This window comes from Scytonema sp. HK-05 (genome assembly GCF_963872035.1).
Taxonomy (GTDB): domain Bacteria; phylum Cyanobacteriota; class Cyanobacteriia; order Cyanobacteriales; family Nostocaceae; genus Kalymmatonema.
In genome coordinates this window covers 165907-190471 of sequence record NZ_CAWMYC010000169.1, presented here as the reverse complement: position 1 = coordinate 190471, position 24565 = coordinate 165907, and the positions used below count along the sequence as shown (strand labels likewise).

Genomic DNA, 24565 nt, shown 5'->3' with positions numbered 1-24565 from the left:
GATATACTCTAATTTCATCAAAATGAAACTAACTCAAACGTTCTTCACACTGAATCTTCTAGGTGAAGTTGTGCAATTCATTCCATAAACACCCTATGAATGTTGAGTTTTGCCCTTCTAGGTATGAGTTAACAACTCTAAATGACAAGTGGTACTGAGATGTTATCGATTTTTTAAAGTTTTGTAACAATTTCAAACGTTATAAACTCATCTTATACATCTCAAACATGAAGCAAAACCAAATCTCAAGCACCCATCTGCCATGCTGTAGAAGTACAGATTAAAAACTTCTCCATGAACACCGACATCTTCGCGGCGGTAGTTCCCGAAGATTTTTTCTAATAACTTTTCGTATTTCCAAACCCTGGCTCAACGGCTCACATATGTTATCAAGACAAGAACATAAAATAGATATTTTAGGTAATATTCCCTTTATATCCGTTCATATCGGTTGCCTGTTTATTTTTTGGGTGGGCTTTAGTTGGGCTGCTCTCATTACGTGCTTTATACTCTGGTTTGTGCGGATGTTTGGAGTGACAGCAGGATACCACCGTTATTTTTCACATCGTGCTTATAAAACAACACGTTGGTTTCAGTTTATTCTTGCTGTTCTAGGCAATTCCTCAGCTCAGTTAGGTCCATTATGGTGGGCAGCGCATCATCGTCATCACCACCGCAATACAGATACGGAACAAGATATTCATTCCCCCGTTGTTCATGGTTTCTGGTGGTCGCATATTGGCTGGGTGATGTGTCCTGAATATTCCAAAACGAATGAACAGAACGTTCGAGATTTTGCACAATATCCGGAGTTGCAGTACTTAAACCGTTTTCATATGATTGCTCCTACCGTGCTAGGACTCACTTTGATAGCAATCGGAATACTATGTCAGCTGTATACCCCTCAGCTAAGAACGACTGGTTTACAGATGTTTGTGTGGGGATTTTGTTTAAGTACTTTACTGCTTTATCACACGACTTTTACAATTAATTCTCTCGCCCATATCTTTGGTTCTCGTCGTTTTGATACAACAGATACTAGTCGCAATAATTGGTTTTTAGCTCTCATTACTCTAGGGGAAGGTTGGCATAATAATCATCATTACTATCCTGCTTCAGAACGGCAAGGTTTTTACTGGTGGGAAATAGATATTACCCATTACATTCTTAAGCTACTTTCATGGCTAGGAATCGTTTGGGATTTAAGAACTCCTCCCAGAAAAATCTATGAGAAGTCTCATTGTCTATCTACAAAGTGCTTTTAAGAGGGGAGCAAGCCCGACCTGCAGTTGCCCCAGTTGCCTTAAAGTTAAGAAGGCAGAAGTACGAAGGCAGCTATGCTGAAGGCATTCCCACGCTTAAAAGCGGGGGATTTAATAAGGTTTGCACTCTATTATTTGCCTCGAGAAATAAATTCAGGGGCTGTCTTACCGTATGGCAGAGCACAGAGGACTTCAATTCGTCTAAAAGGTGACAATCTTTCCTTCTGCCCTCTGCCCTCTGCCCTCTGCCTTTCTTCGGTAAACATGGGGCGCTAAATCCACAACATGACTATATCCAAGGAGTCTTGATGAAGCCGTTAATTACTGTTGAGCGCCTGTGTCTTGCAAGTCACATTTTGTCGTTGGTGTTTGGATTGGCAGGATTGCTGCTTGTATTGCCCAATCCTGCCTTTATTGGGACCTTACCGCCCTTTGGTCAAACACTTTTTAGCTGGAGCATGATCGGAGGTGGCGCTGTCTACATTCTTTTAGGAACAGCTACCGTTGCGATTTATGCTTACCGAATGCTGGGTTGGCAAAACTGGCTGGGGTTTATGCTACCTGCCGTGGTTTTGTCACTGTGCAGTGAACTCCTAGGAACCAGCACAGGCATTCCGTTTGGTCATTATCAGTATTTGAGCGGTTTAGGGTACAAAATTGCCGGATTGGTGCCATTCACCATTCCGTTGTCCTGGTTTTATATGGGAATGTCTAGCTATCTGCTGGCGCGAGTTGGGCTGGAGGCGAAGGGGGTTAATGGTTGGATCAAGCAGTTGGGGGCGATCGCTCTGGGTGCTCTCCTCCTTACTGCCTGGGACTTTGTGTTAGATCCCGCCATGAGCCAGACTCCTTACCCTTTCTGGGAATTTCAAGATCTGGGACAGTTCTTTGGCATGCCCTACCGTAACCTGAGCGGCTGGTTAGGAACTGGGGCACTTTTCATGTCTGTGGCAGCCCTTTTCTGGCGTACCCCTTCAACGCAACTGATCCGTAATCAACTGCGGGTTCCGCTCTTCATCTACCTAGTTAACTTTGCCTTCGGAGCCATCATCACGATGAGTCAACTCGGCAGCCGATTCTGGATTCCTACAGCAATCAGTGTGCTGCTGGGTGTGGTTCCCGCTGTTGTCCTATGGTGGGCTGCCAAGTCAACGGCGGTAGTCCCCCCATCTTCCAGCTCACCCACCGTTGCTGCCCTATCAAAAGTTTGAGCTTCTTTGTTAGGAACCCAAGTTTATAGACAAATCGGTTTCCTTGCTACCTTTACCGACCTGCAGCAATTTTCCTTTGTAAAACAGAAATCCGCTCTCGCGCTCCTGGGTGGTCACTCAAAAACGACGGTGTAGAACGCTGGTTCACCAATTTGCTTAAAAATGCAGGCATCGCATTAGGGTTATAACCTGCTCGTTGGATGTACCTAAGTCCTTTCTCATCAGCGTTGTATTCAGCATCCCGGCTATTAGGTAGGTCTACAGCTAATTTATAAGCTGCGGCAGCCACAGTACTTCTGTCTAAACCAGCTACAGAGGCTGCACCTTGAGCGAGTTGTGCTTGTCTGAGCTTGTTGACCAGGTCGTTGTTGCAAATGTGACCAATTTCGTGACCCAAAACAGCCGCTAACTGGTCTTCATTATCCACTGCATTGAGCAGCCCGGTGTGGACATAAACGTAACCACCCGTAGTTGAAAAAGCATTAATGCTTGAGTCTTGAACTACATAAAAGTGAAACGGATATTGAGAACAGTCACTAGCTGCTGCCACTCGTTGACCCACTCGCGTAACCTTCTCATTAGTAGAGAGTCTGTAATTGCTGCGTACCTGTTGGTGAATCTCCTGACCCAGTTCAACTTTTTGCTGTGTTGACAAATTAGACAGTTGCAACAACTGAACGCCATTAAAAAGTAACTGACCCCAAGGAAGCGCACTCGCTGGCGTGGGAGTCACCAATCCCACACCTACAGAAGTCCCCAAGCCAGCAAGAAAGAAGGCAAGACTTTTACGCAATTTAGAAAAGCGAGATTTCATAGTCAAGAGTAAATAGTTATAGAGTGGAAAAAGCTTTTATGGTGTTTTTGTTAAAAACAACTTTAAGATTGCGCGTATTAAATCTGTTTGAGTGAGATTTTGCTCAATCTACCTGTCATGTTTAGCTAAAATATAGACCAACATCTCGACCAAGAGAGCCACCACAAAGGAGGAATTTGACTTGCAGACCGCACCGCTCCCAAAATCATTCCCCAGAAGGTTGCTAGATTTGAACAATTTTGGTGTACTGATCTAAGGTTTATTTTGTTTATTTTGAGGAATTACTTAGAACCCTTAATATTATTATATGCTAAGGTTCATCTCATTTGTATATGCACCCATGACTAATCATGTTATTTTATTAATTGACCAATCAATCAATAACAGCTATGCCTCCACGCGACGAACAAGACTTTGAAGGTCGGCGACAGCAGATTATTGACGGTGCATTAGAAGTCTTTGCTAGCAAGGGCTTCGAGAAGGCGACCAACAAGGATATTGCAGCAGCAGCGGGGATTGGCTCACCTGGGTTGATATATCACTACTTTAAGGATAAAAGCGACTTGTTTGAGCAAGTGGTTGAGCAACGCCTACCAGTGCTGCAATTGCTGCTCCACAGTGAGGAGGACATCATGAGCAAACCACCGCAGGATGCCCTCACCATTTTTGGAAAAGCCTTTCTCAAAGTATTGGAAAACCCGACATCTATTACGCTGATGAAGCTGTTGTTGGGTGAAGCGTTTCGGCAGCCTGGAGTTGCTGAGATGATTAACAAAATTGGACCTAGTCGTTCTATTTCTTTCTTAACTCGCTATCTGGCAAAGCAAATGTCAGTTGGAGTCATGAAACCTATGAACCCAGCAGCAGCAGCTCGCTGTTTTATCGGTCCATTTCTTGCGTATATGCTCACGCGTGAACTATTCCAACAACCTGATGCTCAGCAAATTAGCTCTGATACGATGGTAGCAACTGCTGTCGAGGTTTTCCTGCGAGGCATGGTTTCAATCTCTGATAAGGATTCATACAGACAGTTTGCTACCACCGCAGATGTAATACCACATTCTCTGCCGCAAGGTGTGTTTGACTTGAATGAAAACGGCTACAACCAAGCTTGAAGCCAAATTTTTTTTGGAGCAAAGTTGATTAATCAATCAATCAACATGAAGAATTTAGGAATTCATCACTACCCACGGAGTTGTTATGACACAAACGCAGCCCAATCCTATCCATGACTCTAAACAGGCTCCCAGCATTACCAAAAACGACCTAAAGCAACCCTCGAAGCCCCAGCCGCCACCGCAGAAGCCGCGACGACGCATTCCTAAACCAGTGCTGATTTTGGGGGCGATCGCCCTCCTAGCTGGGGTCGGATACGGAGTTTATCGTGTATGTTTTTATCAGCCTGAGCCTGATGGTCTGTTTTTAAGTGGACGTATTGAAGGCTATGAAACCGATGTATCTGCCAAAATCGGTGGTCGAATAGCCAACGTAGCCGTTAGAGAAGGAGATATGGTTAAGCCAGGTCAACTGTTAGTGCAAATAGACGACTCCGAATTGCGTGCCCAACTACAAGGAGCCGTTGCCCGCGTACGTGCGGCACAGGAGAGGTTAGAACGCGCCCGCCAGCAGTTGCCCGTACTCCAAGCACAGCTACAACAAGCTAATCTGACCACCCAGCAGGCGAATCAAGAAAGTAAAGGTCGAGTTGTGCAGGCAGAGAACGCTTTAGCGGCTGCGCGATCGCAGTTAGTAGAGGCTCAGGCAAACTTGAAACTGGCACAGGTAAAACAACAACGCACTAGTTCCTTGTATGCCGAAGGTGCTGTGTCAGCTCAGCGACGGGATGAAGATAATGCTGGATTAGGTGTTGCTCTTGCTCGCGTTGCTGCTGCCCAGCAGCAAGTTCAGTCAGCGCAAGGAACCCTAACCCAAGCCCAATCTACTCTCAGCAATCCACCAATTCGCGCCGCAGCGGCATTACAAGTTGAAAAACAAATCGCCCAAGCCCGTACCGATATATCAGTCTCCCAGCAGGAAGTCCGCGATGCCGAAGCCACACAAGCGCAAACTCAAGCAAACTTAAATTACTTAGTTATTAAAAGCCCCTTAGCTGGTAATGTCATCACCCGTTCTGTAGAACCAGGCGAAGTCGTTGCAGCTGGTGCCCCACTATTAACGATAATCAATCTTGACAATCTTTACCTGCGTGGTTTCATCCCCGAAGGAGAAATCGGCAAAGTCAGAATTGGTCAGCCTAGTTTAGTGTACTTAGATACATTTCCCAAGCAACCGCTACAGGCAACAGTCACTCGCATAGACCCCAAAGCCAGTTTCACCCCGGAAAACACTTATTTTAAAAAAGACAGGGTAACACAAGTATTTGGAGTAGAAGTCACGCTGAAAAATTCCCAAGGTTTAGCAAAACCAGGAATGCCCGCTGACGGTCGAATCCTTGTACCAGAAACACAGCAAAAACGTGCTTCTACTCAGTTTTCCCTTCCGTGGAAATCCAAACAATAATTCTCTCCTCTGCGTGCTGTGGGACAGGCATCTTGCCTCTCATATACAGCGCAATTCAATTGAATAAAGTAATTATTTATCTGTGTCCATCTGTGTCCATCTGTGGTTCATTATTTCTTTCTCTACCTTACTCCAGGTTGCAAACCGCTATAATTAGTGCTTCATAAAATTATGACAGCAACGCTCCAGACCAACACTCCACAAAAACGCACCAACTCCAAAGTCATCTCCATCCGGGACTTACAACACCGCTACAACAAACAAACTGAAGCAGTAGCAGGTATCAACTTAGACATCTATCAAGGTGAGATTTTTGGGCTAATAGGACCTGATGGGGCAGGCAAAACCACCACATTTCAGATTCTCTCAGGAGTCATGCCACAAACAAGCGGCATCGTCGAGGTATTGGATTCCAAACCTTGGGATGTGCGCCTGCAAATGGGCTACCTCACCCAGCGCTTTAGTCTTTACCTGGATATGAGCATATGGGAAAATTTACGTTATGCCGCAGGGTTACGTGAGGTCACTGAAGCTGCTTTGAAAAGCCGTAGCGAACACTACTTAAAGTTACTAGACTTGGCACAGTTTAAAGAACGTCTAGCTGGACGCCTCTCTGGGGGAATGAAGCAAAAACTTGCTTTGTGCTGTGCGCTGATTCACCAGCCAAAAATTTTGTTGTTGGATGAGCCGACAACGGGTGTAGATCCGGTATCGCGCCGCGAGTTTTGGGATATCTTAGCAGATTTGGCTGTGAGTGAAGGCATGACAACAGTCGTCGCTACCCCCTACCTAGATGAAGCAGAACGCTGTTCGCGGATTGCTTTGATGTATGAGGGCAAAATTCAGCAATGCGACACGCCTGCTAAAGTAAAAGCGAGCTTGGGTGTGCAACGGTTAGAAGTTTATATGCCTGTGGCGCAATTAGACAAAGCTGCAGACATTCTCAAGAATAACGTTGATTTACGAGATTTGGCGCAAGATGTGCAACGTTTTGGCGATCGCCTAGATGTACTTACAGCGCAGCCTAAAGAAACCAGTCACAGAATTGAGCGCGTCTTGGAGCAACAACAGATTAAAGTTGAAAATCTTGCTATTGATACCCCAACTCTAGAGAACACCTTTGTCGCCCGGTTGCGGGAACTTAAAGGCGAAACTTCTACAGGCAATTATCCGCAAATTTTCTATCAAGAAAAATCTGAGGGAACAGCCATTGGGGCGGAAAATTTGAATAAAGTTTTTGGTAATTTCCACGCAGTTAAGAATATTAATTTAGACATTAAATACGGTGAAGTTTTTGGTCTTTTGGGGGCGAATGGTGCCGGAAAGACAACCGTCATCAAAATGCTTTGTGGCTTGTTGCCAGCAAGTTCTGGCAAAGTGAGTTTGGCAGGGGAAACGGGTCAATTACGCAGTGCCGAAGTGCGTCAGAAAATCGGCTATATGTCGCAAAAGTTTACCCTATACGATGACCTGACGATTGGACAGAACCTGGAGTTTTACTGCGGTGTTTATGGTATACCTCGCCGTCATCGACGAGCTAAGAAAAACTGGGTACTCCAGATGAGCGATTTACTAGGTCAAGAGGGTAGGCTAACTGCGGACTTACCAGGAGGTTGGAAGCAGCGCGTTGCTTTTGGCGCAGCAGTCATGCACGAACCGAAAGTTGTGTTTCTTGACGAGCCAACTTCTGGTGTTGATCCGCTTGCAAGAAGAGAATTTTGGCGTTGGATCAACCAGTTTGCCGCTGAAGGCATGGCAATACTGGTAACTACCCATTATCTAGAAGAAGCCGAACAGTGTCACCGCTTGGGATTCATGGTAGCCGGGGAACTCGTAGCTCAAGGGACACCGCGTCAAGTCAAACAAGAGCAGCCAGGACAATTGGTGGAATGGGAGTGTGAGCAAGTGCAAAAGGCTGCGGATGTGCTCAAGCAGAAGTTGGAGCGCAGGCGGGTGTCGATTTTCGGTTCCCGTCTACATACAGTTTTGGATGAGCCGCGCACTCAGATTCCCCAAGTCGAAAATTGGCTCGTTGAGGCTGGGGTAAAAGTGAAAAGCCATCGAGATATCGAGTTTTCGCTGGAAGACGTATTCATTAGTGTGGTGGAACAGGCACGACAGCGGGGTTTAGATGTGCCAAAGGATTAAGCCAACGTACATAGGACTTAAACCGAATGACACTAAAATAACGAGCCAGAGCAATTCTAAATATGAAAAACTCCTTTGTCCGCTTATTAGTGACTATTTCAGCCTTATGTATGGCGCTGTTTGGGTTATCAGTCATAACATTTGCGCAACAAGTAGCCGACCCTAACTTTGACACCACAGTTACTCGCCCTACTTATGTGCAGAACCACCCTAAAGTACTGTTTGATGAAGCCCACAATAATGGTCATACCACCGAGGGACGCTACAAGCCATTTGCTGAACTGATTAGCAACGACGGCTACCAAGTGGTAGCCAATAAAGAAAAGTTTCAACAGCAGATATTAAAAAACTATGACATTTTAGTGATAGCCAATGCACTGGGAACCACACAGGGGGCGAGCGCGTTCACTGAGAACGAATGCAATGTCGTCAGAGATTGGGTTCGCACAGGTGGCGCGTTACTACTCATTGCCGACCATGCACCGTTTGGAGCAGCGGCGGAAAAACTGGCAAAGCGCTTTGGTGTGAATATGAGTCAGGGATTTACTGTGGACTTATCACACTATGACAAAGAGTCTGGCAATCCAGGCTGGCTTGTGTTCACGCGGGAGAATGGACTGCTAGCAACTCACCCCATCACCCAAGGTCGCAATGTTACTGAACGAATTAATCGTGTGCTTACCTTCACAGGTCAGTCGCTTAAAGGCACAAATGACACAGTGGCATTTCTCCGTTTAGCCGATACAGCTGTTGACTTGCCACAACGTCTTTCCAGAGCAACTCAGTTACCTGGTGGTAAGCGAGTTTCTGCTGCTGGTCGCTCTCAGGGGATAGCGTTGCAGTTGGGTAAGGGTAGAGTGGTAATTCTTGGTGAAGCAGCTATGCTTTCAGCGCAACTACTTCAAGGAGAACCAGCACGCGAAATCATGGGGAAAGATGTCGTTCAGATGGGCATAAATCGTAGTGACTTTGATAATCGGCAGTTAGCGCTCAACATCATGCACTGGCTTTCCGGACTGCTTTCCTCAACAAGCTAAGAACGCTTGTTGACTAGCGAGGATTGATTAACGCGCTTCGCTTTGCAAAGGCGGTTCGTTTAAATAATTTTCTGGCAACTAAGGAGTACAGCTTGTGCCTACACGACCTAAACGCATCTTTGCTCAGACTGTTAAAGAACTAACGCAACTGGGGCGCGATCGCCTAACCCTAACACTAGCACTCTTCTTGCCGTTGATACTGCTACTGCTGTTTGGTTTTGCGGTATCCCTAGAAGTAAACAAAATTAACTTTGCCATTCAAGATTTAGACTTGACACCAACTAGCCGCGAGTATATTGCCACCTTTGAGCGCACCAATAAGTTCAGTATCGTTGCTTTTGGACCACAGGTTAATGTGCCGCGACTACTAGATAAAGGATCAGTAGCAGCAGGTTTGATTATCCCTCCAGAGTTTTCACGCGACTTAAAACGGAGTGGACGTGCAGCCGAAGTGCAAATCTTGGTAGATGGTACCGATGCTAACACTGCCAATATTGTCAGAGGCTATGCCAAGGCAACCACCAATGCTTTTGTGGAAAATCTGCGCGGTAGTAGTCATCTGCTTGTCAAGCTTCAATCTCGGCTATGGTATAACCCCGGCTTAGAAACCTTAAAATACATTGGTCCTGGGGCGATCGCAATTACTGTCACCCTGTTTCCGCCACTTCTGGCTGGCTTGGCTACAGCAAAAGAGTATGAACAAGGGACTATCCTCCAGGTTTATGCATCTAGCTTAACAGGCACTGAGTATTTACTAGGTAAAGCAGCAGCATTTTGGCTGGTGGGTATGGCGGAGGTGTTGTTTGTCCATTTAGAAGCATGGCTATTCTTCGGTTTGAGATTTGTTGGCGATCCCACACCCATAATTCTCAGTTCAATACTTTACATTGCTTGCGGTGTATTTTGGGGTATTTTCTTAGGCTGCAATACCAAAGTACAGAGTGCTGCAATCCAAGCAGTAGCCTTCACCGCCTTTTTGCTGTCACTGCAATTATCTGGCTTCATCTACCCCATAGCTAATATTCCAACTGGCATCCGTTGGGTTTCCAATATTATTCCAGCTCGTTACTACATTGAGTTAACTCGCGATGCCTATGTTCGCGGCGTAGGTTGGTTGGGAATCTGGTTTCAGGTCTTAGCTTTAACACTCCTTGCAAGCTTATTTTTCTTCTTGGCTTGGCGTAAATTGCAGAAGATGCAATTGGAGTCTTAAACAATTCAAAATTCAAAATTCAAAGTTCAAAATTATAGCGCCACTGAATTGAATGAATTAATTATTTATCTGTGTCCATCTGTGTCCATCTGTGGTTCATTATTTCTTTTTCTACCTTACTCCGGGTTGCAAACCCGTATATTTAATATGTTTTCAAATTTAATAGACACCCTTTTAGGCAGCCGCTTTTGGGCGCTCTTTCAAAAAGAATTTGCTCAGATACTGCGTAACCGTCAGTTAGTGATTCAATTGCTGGTACCGCCCACAGTCTTTTTAATGTTGTTTGGTTTTGCTCTGAGTCCAGACTTCCAAAACCTTAAAGTTGGAATTACCGACTATAGCAAAAGTAGTGCCTCGCGTGAATTTGTGGAAATATTCAATCAAACTGATGCATTTGTGATTAGTCGGTACTATGCGAATGAAGAGGATATGATTGCCGATTTGGCGAAAGGTTCCCTGACAGTCGGTATCTCTATTCCGCCAGAATTTGCTGATGACATTGCCAAAAGACGTACAGTCGAAGTGCAGACGCTGTATGATGCTGTAGATGCAAACACAGCTAGTATTGCTTCTAGTTACATTAGCCAATTAGTCAGTGACTACAACTTGCGTCATAGAAACAAGCGTGGCGATGCTGTAGCCTTCCAGCGCAATCAGGTGCAGGTTCAGACTTCAGTATTCTACAATCCTGGGTTGGAAACTTCTTGGTTTATAGTCTCAGGAGTATTTGGAATTTTGCTTACAGTCATCGGTTCTCAAGCCGCCGCATCATTGGTGGTACGGGAAAAAGAAGCGGGAACTATTGAGCAACTGATTATGACTCCAGCCTCCAACACAGAAGTCATTCTTGCTAAGGTATGTCCGTTACTTGTTCTGCTTACCGTTGATGTTTTGATTGCTCTGAGCGTAGCAAAGCTAGCCTTTGGTGTGCCACTGCGGGGTAATTTACTTGTGTTTCTAATGATTGCCGTGCTTTACTTCTGGGTAGGTATTAGTATCGGCATTCTGATTGCTTCCTACTCAAAAAGCGAGCAGCAGACACAGTTAACAGCATTCTTTGTCAACCCACCCCTGACTCTTTTATGTGGAGCCACTACGCCGATTTCCTCAATGCCCACCTTCGTGCAATGGCTCACTTATCTCGACCCCTTACGTTACTTTATCGAAGTTTGTCGCGGGATTTTGCTTAAAGGAGTCGGTATCGAGACGCTGTGGCATCAAGTGTTGATTTTGCTAATGTTCGCTACAGTGCTGATGACCTTGAGTATCCGTCAGTTCCGGCGGCAGTTGGGTTAAGGCGTTAAGGACTTTTAATACACTGTTTTTCACGAGAATTTTACCAGCATTTTTGCAGCCCTCAGCCTCAAGGTTGAGGTTTTTCTGTTCGTCATCAGTTTAGGAGGCGCGTCCTAACCATTGAATTACTGCAAAAAGCTGAACATAGCTAGACTTTGTTGTTCATCTTCTTAATTTTCTTTCTCAAAGATTGAATACACTCTCGCAACACATCACTTCTATTTAAATCAACCATCTGACAATATGCATCCAGCGTTTTTAACTCATCCACCGTAACTCTAATCTCTACTCTTTGCGTTTGTTTAGCCATTGACTTTACGTACAATTGTCCGTACAATTAGAGTATAAACCAAGTGTAACCTACAATGTATGCCATCAAAGTAGAGCTAAAACTGAATAACAAAGAGCGAACTTTGATGCGTAGACATTCTGGTTATGCGCGTTTTGTTTATAACTACGGCTTGGCACTAACCCAAGGGTTGCGTTCTGCTGGAGTAAAAGCAAGCGTTGCAAAACAGATAAACGAAATCAAAAAAGTCTTTACTAACTACACCAAAAAGCAGCCTGAGAATCAATGGATGAATGAGTTGTCATCCAAGGTTTATCAACGCGCTTTTATAGATTTAGCACAGGCATATCAAAGATGGGCTAAAGGGCTGTCTAGCAAGCCTGTTTTTAAGTCAAAAAAGGATGGAGATTCGTTTACTGTTTACGACGGCAACGGGAAGGTTTTGGCTTTGTCTGGGAAGAAAATAAAGATTCCGACTTTAGGAACTTTCCGCCTCAAAGAAGCCTTCCCCTGCTGTTATGTGACGCAGACTTTTACTATGAGCCGCCAAGCTAATAAATGGTACGTTTCTTTTGCAGTAGATGCTGATAGAATACCCAACGGGAGAGCAAGTTTCGACTCGACGGAAACCGCCAGGACTCGAACTTGCTCACCGCCAACTTATCATCCAGAGGAAGCAGTAGGAATTGATTTAGGCGTGAAATGTTTTTGTACTCTAAGCGACGGTTCTCAGATTAAAGCTCCTAAGCCTTACAAAAAAGCGAAAACCAAGCTAGCTTTGGCGCAGTGGCGTAATCGAAACAAGCAATCTGGTAATCGTCGTCAAGGTGTGAAGCAGTCGAATAGAGCAAAGAAGTTTTATGACTCTCTTGCTAAAAAACACGCTCGAATTTCTTATCAGCGCCAAGACTTTCTGCATAAGACAACAACAGATATAAGTCGTAAGTTCTACCGAATTCGGATAGAGGATTTAAACGTCTCAGGGATGCTAGCTAACTCTAAGCTTTCATCAGCTATCTCTGACTTAGGTTTTTACGAATTCCGTCGTCAGCTAATTTACAAGTCTGAGTTTTTCGGAACAAAAGTAGAGGTGGTTGACAGATGGTATCCATCATCAAAAATGTGTTCGCTTTGTGGAAACAAGCACGACAATGTAAAACTTTCTGATCGAGTTTATCAGTGTCAGAATAAGTCGTGTTTGGCTCACACAATAACAATGGATAGGGACTTGAACGCAGCTTATAACTTGTTGAACGCACCATTGGACTATGTACGGCTGGCTCAACCGGAAGTGACGCTCGTGGACAAGAAGTAGCCGACTACCTTGTTTGAAGCGAGAAATAAACAGCAATGTGAACACGTTGTATAAGTTTTATGGAGCAGAGCAAAGGCGTTTACCAGAACAGGAACGTACTGAGATAGAAGTATAGCGCGTCGAGGTCTCGACCGCGACAATCAATTCGCGTAAGCCTTGAAACGACTGGGGCGCGATCGTGCAGGGTGGAAGTGTAGGACTCATAAACTGAACAGACGTGAGTTGATATATCTGCTTGCTACATCATTCTAGAGACTGACTTGATTTAGGTTAATATTTGATAGTTTATTATTGGCAGCAGTGCAGGATGTACTTAATATAGGTGTGCCACTGATTGAGCTAAGACCGGAAATTCAACAGGAAATCAACCAAAGTTATCTTGGTTTTAAAGTGAATCAAGAGCGAGGAGTCTTAATTGTAGCTGTGGCTCCCAACTCCCCAGCAGCGCGTGGTGGTTTACGTCCTGGCGATATTATTACCGAAGTAAAAAGAGTTCAAATTCAAAACGCCGAGCAAGTCCAAAATCAAGTAGAAGCAACAGCTTTAGGAAATACTCTTCAATTTAAAGTTAACCGCAATGGTTTCACCCAAATTATCACAGTCAAACCAGAGCAATTAGTAGCTGCTACCTCTTATTAAAAAGTAGACAATTGTTAACTACTTAAGGCGCTATGCCAAGCCCAAAATTACTGAAGTAAGACTATTTTCAAAAATCAAAAGATAGTTTATCAGGCTTAAGGAGAACGAATATGTCAAATGACTTAAATTCTTACCTACCTACACCAACTAAGCAAAAATTTGCAGCTACTTTTCACGTAGTAAGGCCGATTAGCTTCTGGGTACAGTTAGCACTAGGCGCTGTTTCTAGCTTCGCTTTGTTCTTGGCAATATTTAGCCGTAGTTCCACTGTCCAAACAACGACGAATTCGGTCATGGGCTTTGGAGTCTTTTTAGGTATTATTGGAATTTTAGTACTGTGTTTCAGGCTCTATTGGGTTTTCCGCTATCAGCGTTTAGATAAACTTTTACAGTCGCCTAATCGTGAATTACATCCAAGAAAAGAGGACGTAATTCAAATATTACAAATTGGATTAATCGTCAGTTTGATAGGACTCTTTTTAGCTTTTTTAGCATCTGAAGTGACCGTTATTGCTGTATTATCGAAATCTCTAGCTCTGCCTCAAGGAGTGGCAGTCTATAGACCTGAAAATGTCATTCGTTCCCTAGATATTTTTGTAGTTTTGGCAAACGTCAACCTGATTGGCGCTCACCTTGTAGGAGGCGCTACTTCACTTGGGCTGCTTAACTGGTTAGATCAATAGACTTCTTGCAAAAGTTGAAAAAAAAGAATAATTAACCACAGATGGAACTCACATTCCGCAAGAGGTGTAATAGTAAATAACGTGAGTTCAACGGAACTAAAAAATAGCAGGAGGTAGAGCAGGTAAGTCTTTAGGATAAATATTGAGGGATGGTTTTTGGGGAATGCACGCTTTACACATCCCCTCGCGCTTTCCATAGCTCAAAACGAGCGGATAACGAGTGATTATGTCGAGTGGATTACTGCTCTAACCCTGCAAGGCAAGACATTTTTATTAGATATAAGCTAAAGACAGAGAACTGTTCTAGTTTTATCTCAATCTTCAGATTGAGGTTTTCTACTGCTTGGATACTTAAGTTTATGGTTACTAGGCTCACTTTATTTGATGGTCATGAAAGTGAGCAAAAGACTTTTTCACTGAACAATGAGAACATGACTCAGAATAATGCTATGAATTATCTTGTTGCAGTTCTACCAGACCGATTAAAGGCAGAAGAAGCTTACACTGCCCTAGAAAAAGAAGGCTTACCCACTCAGCAAATTGACATTTTAGGCACAGGGTACAAAAGTGCTGATGAGTTTGGGTTGATTGACCCAAATCAGCAAGCAAAGAAAGGTATGACTCGTTTGTCATCTTGGCTGATTCCCTTTGGTTTTGTTGCTGGTTACGCCTTCAACGTTTTGACGGGAATTGAAATCCTTCCTATTGGTAATCTTGGCAATCACCTTATTGGTGGACTGTTGGGAGCCGCTTCTGGTGCTTTGGGTGGATACTTTGTCGGTGGTGGAGTTGGTTTAAGCGTGGGGAGTGGGGATGCTCTACCCTACCGGAACCGCCTTAACGCAGGCAAGTACCTAATTGTGATCAAAGGTACTGAAGAATTGACTCGTCAGGCAACTCGGATTCTGCGCCAATTTGAGCCAGAAAACTTGCAAGGCTATGCCGAGCAAACTTAAGATTTAGGCGGAGGACGGGGTAGGCGATCGCTCGTGGTTGAGAGGGTGTCGGCGGGGCGATCGCTGCATTCTGCACTTACCATCCATAAAAAAATGACGTACTCTACAGCCCATACTAGGTTTACCAGGTAGAGTACGTCACTTTGAAAACCTATGACAAAAGATAGATGACTTGCAATCCCCTAAATGGAACTGTTACTTAAAAGAACCGGCTTGCGGAAATGTCCGTTATTCCGAGCAAACCGTTCAGCCAGAATCTTTTGATAAACTGCTTCATAGCCATCAGTCATATTCTGAACACTGAAACGATTCCAGACATTCTCCCGACAAGCAGAACGGTCTAGTTCAGTAACCTTGCTAATAGCGCTCACACATTCTTCAACACTGTTGCAAAGAAAACCTGTTTTACCATGAGTAATTATCTCTTGTGTAGATCCAAGGTTGATCGCAATCACAGGGGTACCAGATGCCATTGATTCAACCATTACCAACCCAAACGGTTCTCGCCAGGTAATAGGGAATAGGGTTGCTACCGCACCGCCCATTAATGCATTTTTTTGCTCATGATTAGCTTCACCTAAATATTCAATTTGCTTGCCATCAATCAAAGGCTTGATTTCACTTTCATAGTATTCCACATCAACGACATCCACCTTACCTGCCATCTTCAAGCGCCAGCCTGCTTTTTTAGCAATTTCTATCGCCAAGTGCGTTCCTTTCTCTGGAGAAATCCGACCTAGAAACGCTAGATAGGGTGGCTCTTCAGGTTGGGGATAAAATTTATAGGTGTTGACATCAATCCCGTTGTAGACTGTTGCTACACAGTTCAGCCCTAGCCTTTGTTCTCGTTGTGCATCGGAAATACTGACGTAAGGTTGGTTTTTTGCATGTTTAAACATCTTTTCGTTGTCAGGAGTAAAAATTCCATGCAACGTGTGAACAGTGGGTGTTTTTACCAGCTTGGCGTAGGTCAAGGCAGGAAACCCGATGTGGGAATGAATAATATCAAACTCTTCAGCTTGCTCATACACCCTTGCTAAGTTCAGCATATCGTACACGCTGTGTTCTTTCACAGTCCGATCAAGTCGTAGGGCACAGGGATGGACTGATTCAAGCTTTGCCAAACTAATGGAATCTCCTGATGCAAATAGCGTGACTTCGTGTCCACGTCTTACTAATTCATCAGTTAAAAGTCCAACGACTAGCTCTATACCGCCATAAGCTGGAGGTGGTACTCTCTCCCAGAGTGGAGCAACTTGGGCAATTCGCATCAAAAACCTCCTAAAAAGTTTAAAAAGTGAGTTTTAAATTCAAACTGCGGACTTTCTCACTAATGAATGCTTTCCAGCTACTCAACCCAATGAGAACTAACTTGGTAGACAAACCTGAGTAAGAATTTAATAAGCACTTTATTCGGTTTATTTAAAGATTGTCTTTCTATCTTAAGTAGGGAAGTTATTTTCTAAAATTTACAAAATTCTTTAAATATAACAGAATTTAAAGTATAGTTTTTTCCCTCTATGGGCTGATTGTAGCTCACTCCAAATAATAGATATTGCCATATTTATATATTTATACTTCCTAAGGAATAGAGCAATAGGAGTATAAAAGAGGTTTTTTTTATTATTTACAGCTTTGTCAATAACCTTTTTGGATAATTTTAAAACTTGTATTATTAATACCAATAACATCGTTTCTTCGTGCAAAACCCTGCTGATATCGCTAAAATAGTCTTATCCACAGAGCATATTGTGGCTCATCAGCCAAAACTTAAGGCTAGAAGTGCTGGGGAGGCTGGTAGTGTTTGATGAAACTTTGATAAAAAATCGGCAATAGTGATATAGACTTCGGTTGTCATACCATAAAGGCTAAGAGAACTGAGGAAAAGTTATTCATTATTGCGTAATTTCTATAGTGTATATTCACTAAAGCAATAAAAATGCACTCTAAAAGATCTGCATATGAACAGACCAATTTTGTGGCTGAGCGTTTTTCTTGTGCTTGTTGGTTATTGGGTTTTAGTTAATCTAGTAATGTCAAGCAGATAAAATTGTACGTTGGGCTTTCCATGTAGGAAAACCCATTCTTGTTTGAGCAAGTTTGGTCAAACAAGGGTAGTCTGAACTGAAAGCATTCTTGCTTGTTCTCTCTTCTTTATTAAAGAAAAGTGTCTTGTCATTGATTATTAAAACAATGAAAAGCCGTACTCTGAAAAATTTTCAGATTGCGGCTTAAACGTTTGTATCCCCATTGGAACGCTCGATTATGTATTCTATATCAAAAATTTTAGAAATTCTAGTAAGTGGAAAAAGTGGGATTTGTAGCCAGTTTTTATATTTTTACAAACTGAAAAAGTAGGAAAAAAACGAAATTTAGATGTAGCGATATATTAAGTAAGCTTTTTGAAAAAAGCGTCTTATTTATTGATAGAAAAAAGCTGTAACCTCATGTTTCGAGATGACAGCTAATCTAATCAGCAAACTGAAGGTAAGCATCGCAACAAAGTGCATCGACCAAATTCCGATTTTCAAGGCGATCGCGCCTTGGCTCCCTATGCCTACGGCACGGCTGCGCCGAACGGGAGTATCGCGAACGCGAGTGCGTGTCCGGAGGACTCAGCGGGCACTCCGTGCCATCGCCTAAGCGCAAAGCGCACACTTCGTGTTGGCGCAGCCTGTCCGTAAGGACTTACGCGCAACGTGTCCCGAAGCGACTCACGCGAGTGCGTGTCCGGAGGACTCAGGGGGAGAAAAACGCCAGCCCCGCCAATTAACCAGTTTCTCTTGCGTAGCGTCCCATCACTTCTGCTTTATCCAACACATGACCCTCTATCGCCGCTATCACCTGTTCTTTGCTTGCTCCTGGTGGTAAATCAAGCGGTTGGTCTAGCGCAAAGATTTTGAAAAAGTAGCGATGAGCACCGTTTTTGGGTGGACACGGTCCCCCGAAACCTAACTCACCAAAACTATTTTTTCCCTGTATACCACCATCTGGAAGTGTGGGCTCTTTTGTAACCCCTTCTGGTAATTCACGGGTATCAGCAGGTAAATTGTAGATCACCCAATGGGTAAACGTTCCGTCGGGTGCATCGGGGTCATCCACAATCAGGGCAAAGCTTTTTGTTCCTTGAGGAGGTGCTTCCCACAATAAAGGAGGAGAGATATTGTCACCATCGCAAGTGTATTTAAACGGGATGGTGCTGCCAATAAAAAAAGCTGGGCTTCTAATGTCCATATTTTCTACCAAATTTTTCTGAAATGAGTTATAGCGGTTTTCATTTGGTCGAATACACGTCCGGGTGCTTTGAATGTGGTTCGATATAATATTGCGACAAAAAGTAAACTATATAAATCCCTATCAGGGATTGAAATAAGAGCGGAGCAAAAGACACCCCACTCTCAGTTACTTGTAGAAACTTTGAATTATTTACGATTTACCTGAAGGGTCTGCTGCGTGAATTAATTCTGGCTGTTGACTCTCTGGACGTTGAATGATCTGGTCAGCCGTTGGTCTGTGCTGTCGTTTGAACTCACTCAGTTGCACCGGCTGACCTGTTTGTGCTGATTGGTTAATAGCACGAATGATGCGAATATCAGCTAACCCTTCCTCACCAGAGGGTTCGGGGTCTTTACCTGTGATCACACAGTCTGAGAAGTAGATAATTTCTGCGGCAAACTGGTCTCCAGCAGGAAAAGATTGTTCCTGCGTCTCATTGTTGATGGTAATTTGTTGCTTCAGTTCGCCCTGATAAGAGTATGCAGAGTCCATCCGCAAGTCGCCTTTTGTGCCTGCAACCACAAAAGTGGAAACTGGTGCTGCGCCAAAGCTAGAAGTGAAAGTTGCCAGTCTCTCTCCAGGAAAACGCAGAATAGCGGTGGTCATTTCATCGATTTCGTCAAAGCGCTTCTCTGCTTTACTGGCGCTGAAGGCAACGACTTCAGTGGGTTCATCTTGAAATAGATAACGGGCAGCATTGATGCAGTATATCCCCATGTCGTAAACAGTACCGCCACCATTAGAGATTGGTTCTAACCGCACGTTGCCTTCAACAACCTTTTGAGAAAATACGGAGTTAAAGATACGGGGATCGCCAATTTTGCCTGAATTAACAATTTCTACCGCCTGCATATTTGCTTTATCAAAGTGCAAACGGTAGGCAATCATCAGCTTGACATTGTTTTCAAGGCAAGCGCGAATCATCTGTTCGCACTCTTGTTCTGTGACTGCCATTGGCTTTTCGCAAAGCACATGAACACCAGCCTTTGCCGCCCGCACTGTATAATCGCAGTGGAGATGGTTAGGCAGCGCAATGTAAACTGCGTCTATTTCGCCACTTTTGAGGCAGTTATCATACTCTTCGTAGGCGTAAGTCTTGACTCCATACTGTTTGCCGAGTTCCTCACGCTTGATTGGATCTTCGGAAAATAAGGCAACCAGTTGCGAATTTTCGGTCTGGTTAAAAGCAGGTAAAACATCTTCTTGGGCTATCCAACCCAGTCCTATGACGGCGTAACGAACGCGCTTACTGTTTGTCACTGTCATTTGTTAACCTCCTGATAAACAATTTATTTGCTCTAAAGTGTAGGGGTTAGAATTTCCCTATACGATGAGTTAGATGAGGAAAATGCAGAACATAGAAGGCAGAAGAATAAAGAAAAAAATAAGTTTATTTTTTATTTTTATTCTGAATTCCTACTCTGTGGTATGCTTATTCTTTCTTGGTCAAAAGCCTCCTAAGAGATAATATGGAGAAAAAAGAATTCTTTTGTTGGTAAATAAGCGCCAATAAATAAGCGCCAATGTTACGTTGGCGATATTGTCTGTTCTGCGTTCTTTTTTAAGTCGTCTCTGCCTTCAAGGCTAAAAACTTATGGCTTTAGCTCCATCCTCCTAGTGACTGAGAGGTAGCATATTTTCTCGAAACCTTAATTTTATTTAGAATCCAGCGTTATAGCAGAATATCACTCTCTTTTTAGAAATAATATTTACGACTTTAGATAGAAGCGAATTTGTTAATATTTTTTACTATATAAAGTATATTACTTAACCTCATCAGACAAGTTAACACAGTTAGATACTACTATGAGTGCAAGCTGAGCTAATACAGCTTAGTTTGCCTCAAAGTTTCATTCAAGAGATAGTTACAACACAAAAAAATCACCTAAGCGCTAAACAATATTAAGTTGCAATTGAACGTTGATGCTGCAAAAACCAGTCGTACAACATTGGATTGTTATAAGTCTGGGTCCATGAATCGTGATCAGCTTCCGGATACACTGTAAACTTCACATTATTTGCGCCACACTTTTTGAGTGCTTGAACCATTTTTTCAGATTCCCTTAGTGGCACAATGCGATCGCCTCTGGCGGGCACTCCGTGCCATCGCGTTTTCCATGAAATGCCCACACAGGCAGATTTTTTAAACGATAAGCTTCCTCAGGATTCCCACCACCGCAAATAGGTGCTATTGCTGCAAACCTATCCGGCTGATCTGCTGCTAAGTGCCATGTGCCATATCCACCCATGCTTAAACCAGTTAGGTAAACCCGATCTAGTGAGACGTGGTACTGAGCAATAACGTCATCCAAAAGAGCACTCAAAAGGTTCACTGACCAGCGTTCACCTCGGGGACACTGGGGAGACACAACAATAAACGGGAAATCGGGCTGTTCCTCCACTATCCTAGCGATACCATTCCTTTTCACATCTTCTAGGTTAGAACCTCGCTCACCAGCACCATGTAAAAACAAAATCATCGGGAAACGAGACTCTTGTGCTTCATAGCTTTTAGGCAAAAACAGCAAATAGTTATAGCTATGAGTATTCAGAATTTGCCGTTGTGGCGATGTTTGATGCATGGGCTGATTAGCGTATAGGAACAGCAATTGTGTAACTTGGTCGCTGGGAAGCTTCTCGTTGAGTTTTAACCAAGCGCAAGTCACAATCTACATATAAATGCTCTAAAGAAAAATGAGCCAAGTAGGTTTTTTCATATTTCTTTACAGTATTTCTGTCCAAATTTTCTAATTTGAGTGCCTCCGGTAAGTTTCCTTTTTGCAAGGCTGGCTTAACTTTCGTGTTGACGACATCAGTAAACCAATTGTCTGCCTCGTCAACACTTAGAGGAATTTCTCTGTTCCTGAAAGCTTGAAATATACCAACATTTTGAATCCACCATTGATTATTACGGACTTCATATTTTTGCATCACCATAAAGTCGTAAGCAGGCAACCTTGACGAAACCTTTTTCCAGAAAGAAGATTCATGCCCTGGTGCATAACGAGCAATATTAGCGTAATAACCATCGTCGTGAAAAATTTGATAAGACTGCTCACGTATCCGTCCTGGCAAATTATCATGAAAAGGTATAGTAGACCAGATTGGTACCCAAACACCAAGGACAATCGGCAGTTGGTCTTCAACGATGGGAAAAGGGTTGCGTTGGCTTAACTCTTCAAAATAGGGAAGCAATTCGTTTTTATAAAAATTAACTTTAGCGCTTAAAGGTTCTGTATCTCGACCTTTCACCATATTCAAAAGTTCATTTTTGATGTCTTGCGTACTCCAAGAGTTAAAAGGTTTTGTGATTATGTTTACCATAACAATTCATTTCTAGTTATTAACAGCTATTGATAAATATGTGATGAGGCTCACTTCAGCAATAAGACAGATGAAACATCAAGAGCGAGTGAGCCTCATTTCTTTATGGCTAGCTAACGCCATTCGTTACTACCACCAAATCCTATTCCCATTTTCATCGACTCGTGCTTGCCGAATGACATCAGAAATTTCTTCTGCATCCTTCACATGGTGAAGAGCTTTCTTTTCACCATTTGGGTATTCCACAACAAAGTAAGTGGGTACTTTAATCCAGTCGCCTGTAATATCAGGTTGGTCTACAGCTACCTGCTTAGCCTTTTCTTCAACTGTTTGAGGCTTCTGGGCAATTGCGTCTCCCGGATTGACAGTTAAGTTTCTTTCCTTAGCTGTAGGCTCTTCTTTTGCGTGCCAATCAACACTAACTGGCTGCCTAATTTGATTTTTTTCTAGCTGATTAGTCATGTTTCTATCCCAGATTTTTGCTTTGACAATTTCGGCTTTCCTTTAATCACTCTAGACAATTAAAATCTGGATTTGCTCTTTCGTCAGAAAGACTTTTAAATTCATCGTTCTCTTACAAAAGTTTTGTACCTTCTGACTCGAAATCTGAAGCTATACTACGAAAGTCAGTAGAAGAAGGACTTTTTATTTGTTAGCGATGACGAATAGCGTTGCGTGTGTAGACGCAATTTCTAAGGGCTAGGTACTTTTGCCAGAAGTCTCTTCAAGATTTTTCTATAAAAAGTTTTATAGAAAATCATAATTATCTACATTTTTTATAATTATTTTACATAATTCTTCCTTGAGCAGCTTGAAAATATGCTTTGAGGAAGAGGTATTGATTTGACGAAATCTCATTAATATAAATAGAACCTAAAATATATTTTGAATTTGCTGACAAGTCTACAACACAGTCCTTTTTGTTATTAGGCTGCACCGCTATGTTTATTCAAGATTTAATGCTTTGTTTGCAGTTAACAGTTGATAACTTTGAATCCAAAAATTCTTCGGAGTGTCTCTTACATCTTCCCTGTGGTTGTCTTCATCCAGGAAAAGAGCTTTGCTGTGAGAATTGTGAATATCTTGAGGCTTGCTTATCACAAAAACAAATGTTAGAGCGCAAACAAGCCACCTGTGCTAAAGCAGAAGCTGTCACTAAGGTGTAGCGCGAGAGGTTATGGTCAAATCAGCAGCCGAGAAACGAGAGACGGAGTTATTGACTATAAATTTAGAAGATGGTATAATAGTGCGAATGAAAAAAGAATAAGTGAAAATAACAAAACGTGAATATAAGTCCATTCCGGAAGAAACCGCCTGCCTTTACATGGCAGGCGGTTTTCTCACTACTCATGTTTGTTTTCATGTATCTACCGATACTGGTTCTTGCCTTTTATAGTTTCAACTCCTCGCCCTACAGTGCAACTTGGCAAGGATTTACCCTGGAATGGTATCGCAAATTATTCACTGATGAGCGGATTTTATCAGCGCTACAAAATAGTTTGATCGTAGCCTTGTGTGCAGTGGGGATTTCAGCAGTGTTGGGAACTTTGATGGCGGTGGGGTTGGCACGTTATCAGTTTTTAGGTAAGAGCTTGTATCGCGGTATTTCTTACTTACCATTGATTATTCCCGATATTGCGATCGCCGTTGCTACCTTAGTTTTTCTAGCGGCGTTTGCCGTTCCCCTGAGCATTTGGACAATTGTTGCAGCTCATGTCGTATTCTGTCTTGCCTATGTTGCTCTTGTTGTGTCTTCTCGACTAACCAACTTAGATCCCCATTTAGAAGAAGCAGCACTAGATTTAGGAGCAACACCAGTCCAAGCCTTCATCAAAGTCTTATTACCTCAGTTAATGCCTGGTATTGTCGCTGGTTGTTTGCTAGCTTTTGTCCTCAGCTTAGATGACTTTCTCATAGCCAGTTTCACTGCTGGTAGTGGTTCCAACACTCTGCCAATGGAAATTTTTAGCCGCATTAGGACAGGAGTCAAACCAGATATCAATGCTCTCAGCGTTATCTTGATTTTACTCTCTGCGATCGTTGCTCTTGTCGCTGAATTAATTCGTGCTTCAGGACAGAGAATAAATACTCATTAGTCACCTCTAATACCGAAGTAAATACGGTAACTCGCCAAAATTTTGTATTCTTGTTCAACATAACTAAGTGATAATTCATCCGGAAGACAGATGGAGTCATTAAGCAAAACTATATCCTGGAGAGAAGAAATTGCATTCCTACACTTCCTAGAATGATGGGAGTGTTAAATGCAGAGCTTACTATATGACTTATCCAAAAGACCAGGAAACAGAAAACCGAGAATCCGACGAACAAAACGCGGTTGCTTCCGGTGGCGTTCAAACCCCTGTTGATGAAGAGAAACGCCATACTGGCTCTGGTAATAACGAAACCAATGCTAAGCCATCTTCAATACCAGAATCTGGAAACAGTGACCAGTTTACTGAAGGCGCTGGCAATCAGGGAACCGAAAAGCGTTAAGTTTCAATACAACTGAAACCAGTTGTCTCCCAAAAATGACAGGTGGAATGGTGTGATGCTAACCGCATCTTTTTCCACCTATTTTT

The 24565-nt window shown here is 43.1% G+C and carries 25 protein-coding genes; 15 read left to right on the top strand and 10 right to left on the bottom strand.

The genetic code is table 11. From position 1 onward, the window contains the following. The first annotated feature begins 383 nt into the window (after nucleotides 1-383). A complete protein-coding gene (locus AACT52_RS39750; protein WP_073628927.1) occupies nucleotides 384-1265 on the top strand; it encodes an acyl-CoA desaturase in 882 nt (293 codons plus the stop codon). 305 nt (nucleotides 1266-1570) lie between these two features. Beyond that, nucleotides 1571-2473 (top strand): gamma-carotene 1'-hydroxylase CruF, encoded by a 903-nt coding sequence (gene cruF / locus AACT52_RS39745; RefSeq protein WP_073628925.1) that lies wholly within the window; start codon nucleotides 1571-1573, stop codon nucleotides 2471-2473. Between the two features lie 52 nt (nucleotides 2474-2525). Here the strand turns inward: cruF and AACT52_RS39740 are convergent, their stop codons facing one another. Further along, nucleotides 2526-3287, bottom strand: coding sequence for a M48 family metallopeptidase (locus AACT52_RS39740; protein WP_073628923.1), 762 nt, complete (start codon nucleotides 3285-3287; stop codon nucleotides 2526-2528). Between the two features lie 389 nt (nucleotides 3288-3676). Between AACT52_RS39740 and AACT52_RS39735 the strand changes: the two genes are divergently transcribed. The 6 genes from AACT52_RS39735 to AACT52_RS39710 all read left to right on the top strand — a co-directional run bounded on the left by AACT52_RS39735 (nucleotide 3677) and on the right by AACT52_RS39710 (nucleotide 11501). Then, the gene (locus AACT52_RS39735; RefSeq protein WP_073628921.1) at nucleotides 3677-4402 is read left to right on the top strand and encodes a TetR/AcrR family transcriptional regulator; all 726 of its coding nucleotides are present in this window, start codon (nucleotides 3677-3679) and stop codon (nucleotides 4400-4402) included. A gap of 85 nt (nucleotides 4403-4487) precedes the next feature. After that, nucleotides 4488-5807 (top strand): HlyD family secretion protein, encoded by a 1320-nt coding sequence (locus tag AACT52_RS39730; RefSeq protein ID WP_073628919.1) that lies wholly within the window; start codon nucleotides 4488-4490, stop codon nucleotides 5805-5807. Nucleotides 5808-5978: 171 nt separating this feature from the next. Continuing rightward, nucleotides 5979-7955 carry an ATP-binding cassette domain-containing protein gene (locus tag AACT52_RS39725; RefSeq protein ID WP_073628917.1) on the top strand — a complete coding sequence of 659 codons (1977 nt, stop codon included), beginning with the start codon at nucleotides 5979-5981 and terminating at the stop codon, nucleotides 7953-7955. Between the two features lie 62 nt (nucleotides 7956-8017). Beyond that, nucleotides 8018-8992 carry a hypothetical protein gene (locus AACT52_RS39720; protein ID WP_073628915.1) on the top strand — a complete coding sequence of 325 codons (975 nt, stop codon included), beginning with the start codon at nucleotides 8018-8020 and terminating at the stop codon, nucleotides 8990-8992. A 94-nt stretch (nucleotides 8993-9086) separates the two neighbouring features. Then, entirely contained in the window at nucleotides 9087-10205 is a 1119-nt protein-coding gene (locus AACT52_RS39715) for an ABC transporter permease (RefSeq protein WP_073628913.1), read from the top strand. A gap of 147 nt (nucleotides 10206-10352) precedes the next feature. Continuing rightward, nucleotides 10353-11501 carry an ABC transporter permease gene (locus AACT52_RS39710; protein WP_073628911.1) on the top strand — a complete coding sequence of 383 codons (1149 nt, stop codon included), beginning with the start codon at nucleotides 10353-10355 and terminating at the stop codon, nucleotides 11499-11501. Between the two features lie 148 nt (nucleotides 11502-11649). Here the strand turns inward: AACT52_RS39710 and AACT52_RS39705 are convergent, their stop codons facing one another. Then, complete coding sequence (locus AACT52_RS39705; RefSeq protein ID WP_096549427.1) at nucleotides 11650-11811, bottom strand: ribbon-helix-helix protein, CopG family; 162 nt, start codon at nucleotides 11809-11811, stop codon at nucleotides 11650-11652. A 55-nt stretch (nucleotides 11812-11866) separates the two neighbouring features. On the opposite strand from AACT52_RS39705, the gene AACT52_RS39700 reads away from it, so the two are divergent. The 4 genes from AACT52_RS39700 to AACT52_RS39685 all read left to right on the top strand — a co-directional run bounded on the left by AACT52_RS39700 (nucleotide 11867) and on the right by AACT52_RS39685 (nucleotide 15383). Next, nucleotides 11867-13105 carry an RNA-guided endonuclease InsQ/TnpB family protein gene (locus AACT52_RS39700; RefSeq protein WP_073628909.1) on the top strand — a complete coding sequence of 413 codons (1239 nt, stop codon included), beginning with the start codon at nucleotides 11867-11869 and terminating at the stop codon, nucleotides 13103-13105. Nucleotides 13106-13405: 300 nt separating this feature from the next. After that, the gene (locus tag AACT52_RS39695) at nucleotides 13406-13744 is read left to right on the top strand and encodes a PDZ domain-containing protein (RefSeq protein WP_233153835.1); all 339 of its coding nucleotides are present in this window, start codon (nucleotides 13406-13408) and stop codon (nucleotides 13742-13744) included. Between the two features lie 110 nt (nucleotides 13745-13854). Next, nucleotides 13855-14427 carry a DUF3611 family protein gene (locus tag AACT52_RS39690; protein ID WP_073628907.1) on the top strand — a complete coding sequence of 191 codons (573 nt, stop codon included), beginning with the start codon at nucleotides 13855-13857 and terminating at the stop codon, nucleotides 14425-14427. A 449-nt stretch (nucleotides 14428-14876) separates the two neighbouring features. Then, the gene (locus AACT52_RS39685; RefSeq protein WP_073628959.1) at nucleotides 14877-15383 is read left to right on the top strand and encodes a hypothetical protein; all 507 of its coding nucleotides are present in this window, start codon (nucleotides 14877-14879) and stop codon (nucleotides 15381-15383) included. Between the two features lie 182 nt (nucleotides 15384-15565). Here AACT52_RS39685 and AACT52_RS39680 read toward each other — a convergent pair whose 3' ends face one another. The 8 genes from AACT52_RS39680 to AACT52_RS39645 form a co-directional block, all read right to left on the bottom strand. Beyond that, on the bottom strand, nucleotides 15566-16654 hold the full coding sequence (locus AACT52_RS39680; RefSeq protein ID WP_073628905.1) for a glycosyltransferase family 4 protein: 1089 nt from the start codon (nucleotides 16652-16654) through the stop codon (nucleotides 15566-15568). Between the two features lie 1149 nt (nucleotides 16655-17803). Beyond that, nucleotides 17804-17893: a hypothetical protein gene (locus AACT52_RS41700; protein ID WP_083630113.1), complete on the bottom strand. Its 90-nt coding sequence runs from the start codon at nucleotides 17891-17893 to the stop codon at nucleotides 17804-17806. Between the two features lie 259 nt (nucleotides 17894-18152). Then, complete coding sequence (locus AACT52_RS39670; protein ID WP_073628901.1) at nucleotides 18153-18617, bottom strand: YbhB/YbcL family Raf kinase inhibitor-like protein; 465 nt, start codon at nucleotides 18615-18617, stop codon at nucleotides 18153-18155. Nucleotides 18618-18809: 192 nt separating this feature from the next. After that, the gene (locus tag AACT52_RS39665) at nucleotides 18810-19925 is read right to left on the bottom strand and encodes a Gfo/Idh/MocA family protein (RefSeq protein WP_073628899.1); all 1116 of its coding nucleotides are present in this window, start codon (nucleotides 19923-19925) and stop codon (nucleotides 18810-18812) included. Between the two features lie 636 nt (nucleotides 19926-20561). Continuing rightward, the gene (locus AACT52_RS39660) at nucleotides 20562-20708 is read right to left on the bottom strand and encodes a hypothetical protein (RefSeq protein ID WP_233153833.1); all 147 of its coding nucleotides are present in this window, start codon (nucleotides 20706-20708) and stop codon (nucleotides 20562-20564) included. 14 nt (nucleotides 20709-20722) lie between these two features. Beyond that, on the bottom strand, nucleotides 20723-21241 hold the full coding sequence (locus AACT52_RS39655; protein WP_233153832.1) for a carboxylesterase family protein: 519 nt from the start codon (nucleotides 21239-21241) through the stop codon (nucleotides 20723-20725). A gap of 7 nt (nucleotides 21242-21248) precedes the next feature. Next, entirely contained in the window at nucleotides 21249-21983 is a 735-nt protein-coding gene (locus AACT52_RS39650; protein WP_073628897.1) for a hypothetical protein, read from the bottom strand. 129 nt (nucleotides 21984-22112) lie between these two features. Continuing rightward, a complete protein-coding gene (locus AACT52_RS39645) occupies nucleotides 22113-22445 on the bottom strand; it encodes a hypothetical protein (RefSeq protein ID WP_073628895.1) in 333 nt (110 codons plus the stop codon). Between the two features lie 479 nt (nucleotides 22446-22924). Between AACT52_RS39645 and AACT52_RS39640 the strand changes: the two genes are divergently transcribed. The 3 genes from AACT52_RS39640 to AACT52_RS39630 all read left to right on the top strand — a co-directional run bounded on the left by AACT52_RS39640 (nucleotide 22925) and on the right by AACT52_RS39630 (nucleotide 24479). After that, complete coding sequence (locus AACT52_RS39640) at nucleotides 22925-23149, top strand: hypothetical protein (RefSeq protein WP_073628893.1); 225 nt, start codon at nucleotides 22925-22927, stop codon at nucleotides 23147-23149. Between the two features lie 117 nt (nucleotides 23150-23266). Continuing rightward, nucleotides 23267-24079 (top strand): ABC transporter permease, encoded by an 813-nt coding sequence (locus tag AACT52_RS39635; protein ID WP_337251570.1) that lies wholly within the window; start codon nucleotides 23267-23269, stop codon nucleotides 24077-24079. 184 nt (nucleotides 24080-24263) lie between these two features. Further along, the gene (locus tag AACT52_RS39630) at nucleotides 24264-24479 is read left to right on the top strand and encodes a hypothetical protein (protein ID WP_073628891.1); all 216 of its coding nucleotides are present in this window, start codon (nucleotides 24264-24266) and stop codon (nucleotides 24477-24479) included. Nucleotides 24480-24565 lie beyond the last annotated feature (86 nt).

What these genes read in the sequence shown, in the direction of transcription:
- AACT52_RS39750 (WP_073628927.1), top strand. Translation starts at nt 384, where the DNA reads ATGTTATCAAGACAAGAACATAAAATAGATATTTTAGGTAATATTCCC.
- cruF (WP_073628925.1), top strand. Translation starts at nt 1,571, where the DNA reads ATGAAGCCGTTAATTACTGTTGAGCGCCTGTGTCTTGCAAGTCACATT.
- AACT52_RS39740 (WP_073628923.1), bottom strand. Translation starts at nt 3,287, where the DNA reads ATGAAATCTCGCTTTTCTAAATTGCGTAAAAGTCTTGCCTTCTTTCTT.
- AACT52_RS39735 (WP_073628921.1), top strand. Translation starts at nt 3,677, where the DNA reads ATGCCTCCACGCGACGAACAAGACTTTGAAGGTCGGCGACAGCAGATT.
- AACT52_RS39730 (WP_073628919.1), top strand. Translation starts at nt 4,488, where the DNA reads ATGACACAAACGCAGCCCAATCCTATCCATGACTCTAAACAGGCTCCC.
- AACT52_RS39725 (WP_073628917.1), top strand. Translation starts at nt 5,979, where the DNA reads ATGACAGCAACGCTCCAGACCAACACTCCACAAAAACGCACCAACTCC.
- AACT52_RS39720 (WP_073628915.1), top strand. Translation starts at nt 8,018, where the DNA reads ATGAAAAACTCCTTTGTCCGCTTATTAGTGACTATTTCAGCCTTATGT.
- AACT52_RS39710 (WP_073628911.1), top strand. Translation starts at nt 10,353, where the DNA reads ATGTTTTCAAATTTAATAGACACCCTTTTAGGCAGCCGCTTTTGGGCG.
- AACT52_RS39705 (WP_096549427.1), bottom strand. Translation starts at nt 11,811, where the DNA reads ATGGCTAAACAAACGCAAAGAGTAGAGATTAGAGTTACGGTGGATGAG.
- AACT52_RS39700 (WP_073628909.1), top strand. Translation starts at nt 11,867, where the DNA reads ATGTATGCCATCAAAGTAGAGCTAAAACTGAATAACAAAGAGCGAACT.
- AACT52_RS39690 (WP_073628907.1), top strand. Translation starts at nt 13,855, where the DNA reads ATGTCAAATGACTTAAATTCTTACCTACCTACACCAACTAAGCAAAAA.
- AACT52_RS39685 (WP_073628959.1), top strand. Translation starts at nt 14,877, where the DNA reads ATGAATTATCTTGTTGCAGTTCTACCAGACCGATTAAAGGCAGAAGAA.
- AACT52_RS39680 (WP_073628905.1), bottom strand. Translation starts at nt 16,654, where the DNA reads ATGCGAATTGCCCAAGTTGCTCCACTCTGGGAGAGAGTACCACCTCCA.
- AACT52_RS41700 (WP_083630113.1), bottom strand. Translation starts at nt 17,893, where the DNA reads ATGCACTTTGTTGCGATGCTTACCTTCAGTTTGCTGATTAGATTAGCT.
- AACT52_RS39670 (WP_073628901.1), bottom strand. Translation starts at nt 18,617, where the DNA reads ATGGACATTAGAAGCCCAGCTTTTTTTATTGGCAGCACCATCCCGTTT.
- AACT52_RS39665 (WP_073628899.1), bottom strand. Translation starts at nt 19,925, where the DNA reads ATGACAGTGACAAACAGTAAGCGCGTTCGTTACGCCGTCATAGGACTG.
- AACT52_RS39660 (WP_233153833.1), bottom strand. Translation starts at nt 20,708, where the DNA reads ATGGTTCAAGCACTCAAAAAGTGTGGCGCAAATAATGTGAAGTTTACA.
- AACT52_RS39655 (WP_233153832.1), bottom strand. Translation starts at nt 21,241, where the DNA reads ATGCATCAAACATCGCCACAACGGCAAATTCTGAATACTCATAGCTAT.
- AACT52_RS39650 (WP_073628897.1), bottom strand. Translation starts at nt 21,983, where the DNA reads ATGGTAAACATAATCACAAAACCTTTTAACTCTTGGAGTACGCAAGAC.
- AACT52_RS39645 (WP_073628895.1), bottom strand. Translation starts at nt 22,445, where the DNA reads ATGACTAATCAGCTAGAAAAAAATCAAATTAGGCAGCCAGTTAGTGTT.
- AACT52_RS39640 (WP_073628893.1), top strand. Translation starts at nt 22,925, where the DNA reads ATGTTTATTCAAGATTTAATGCTTTGTTTGCAGTTAACAGTTGATAAC.
- AACT52_RS39630 (WP_073628891.1), top strand. Translation starts at nt 24,264, where the DNA reads ATGACTTATCCAAAAGACCAGGAAACAGAAAACCGAGAATCCGACGAA.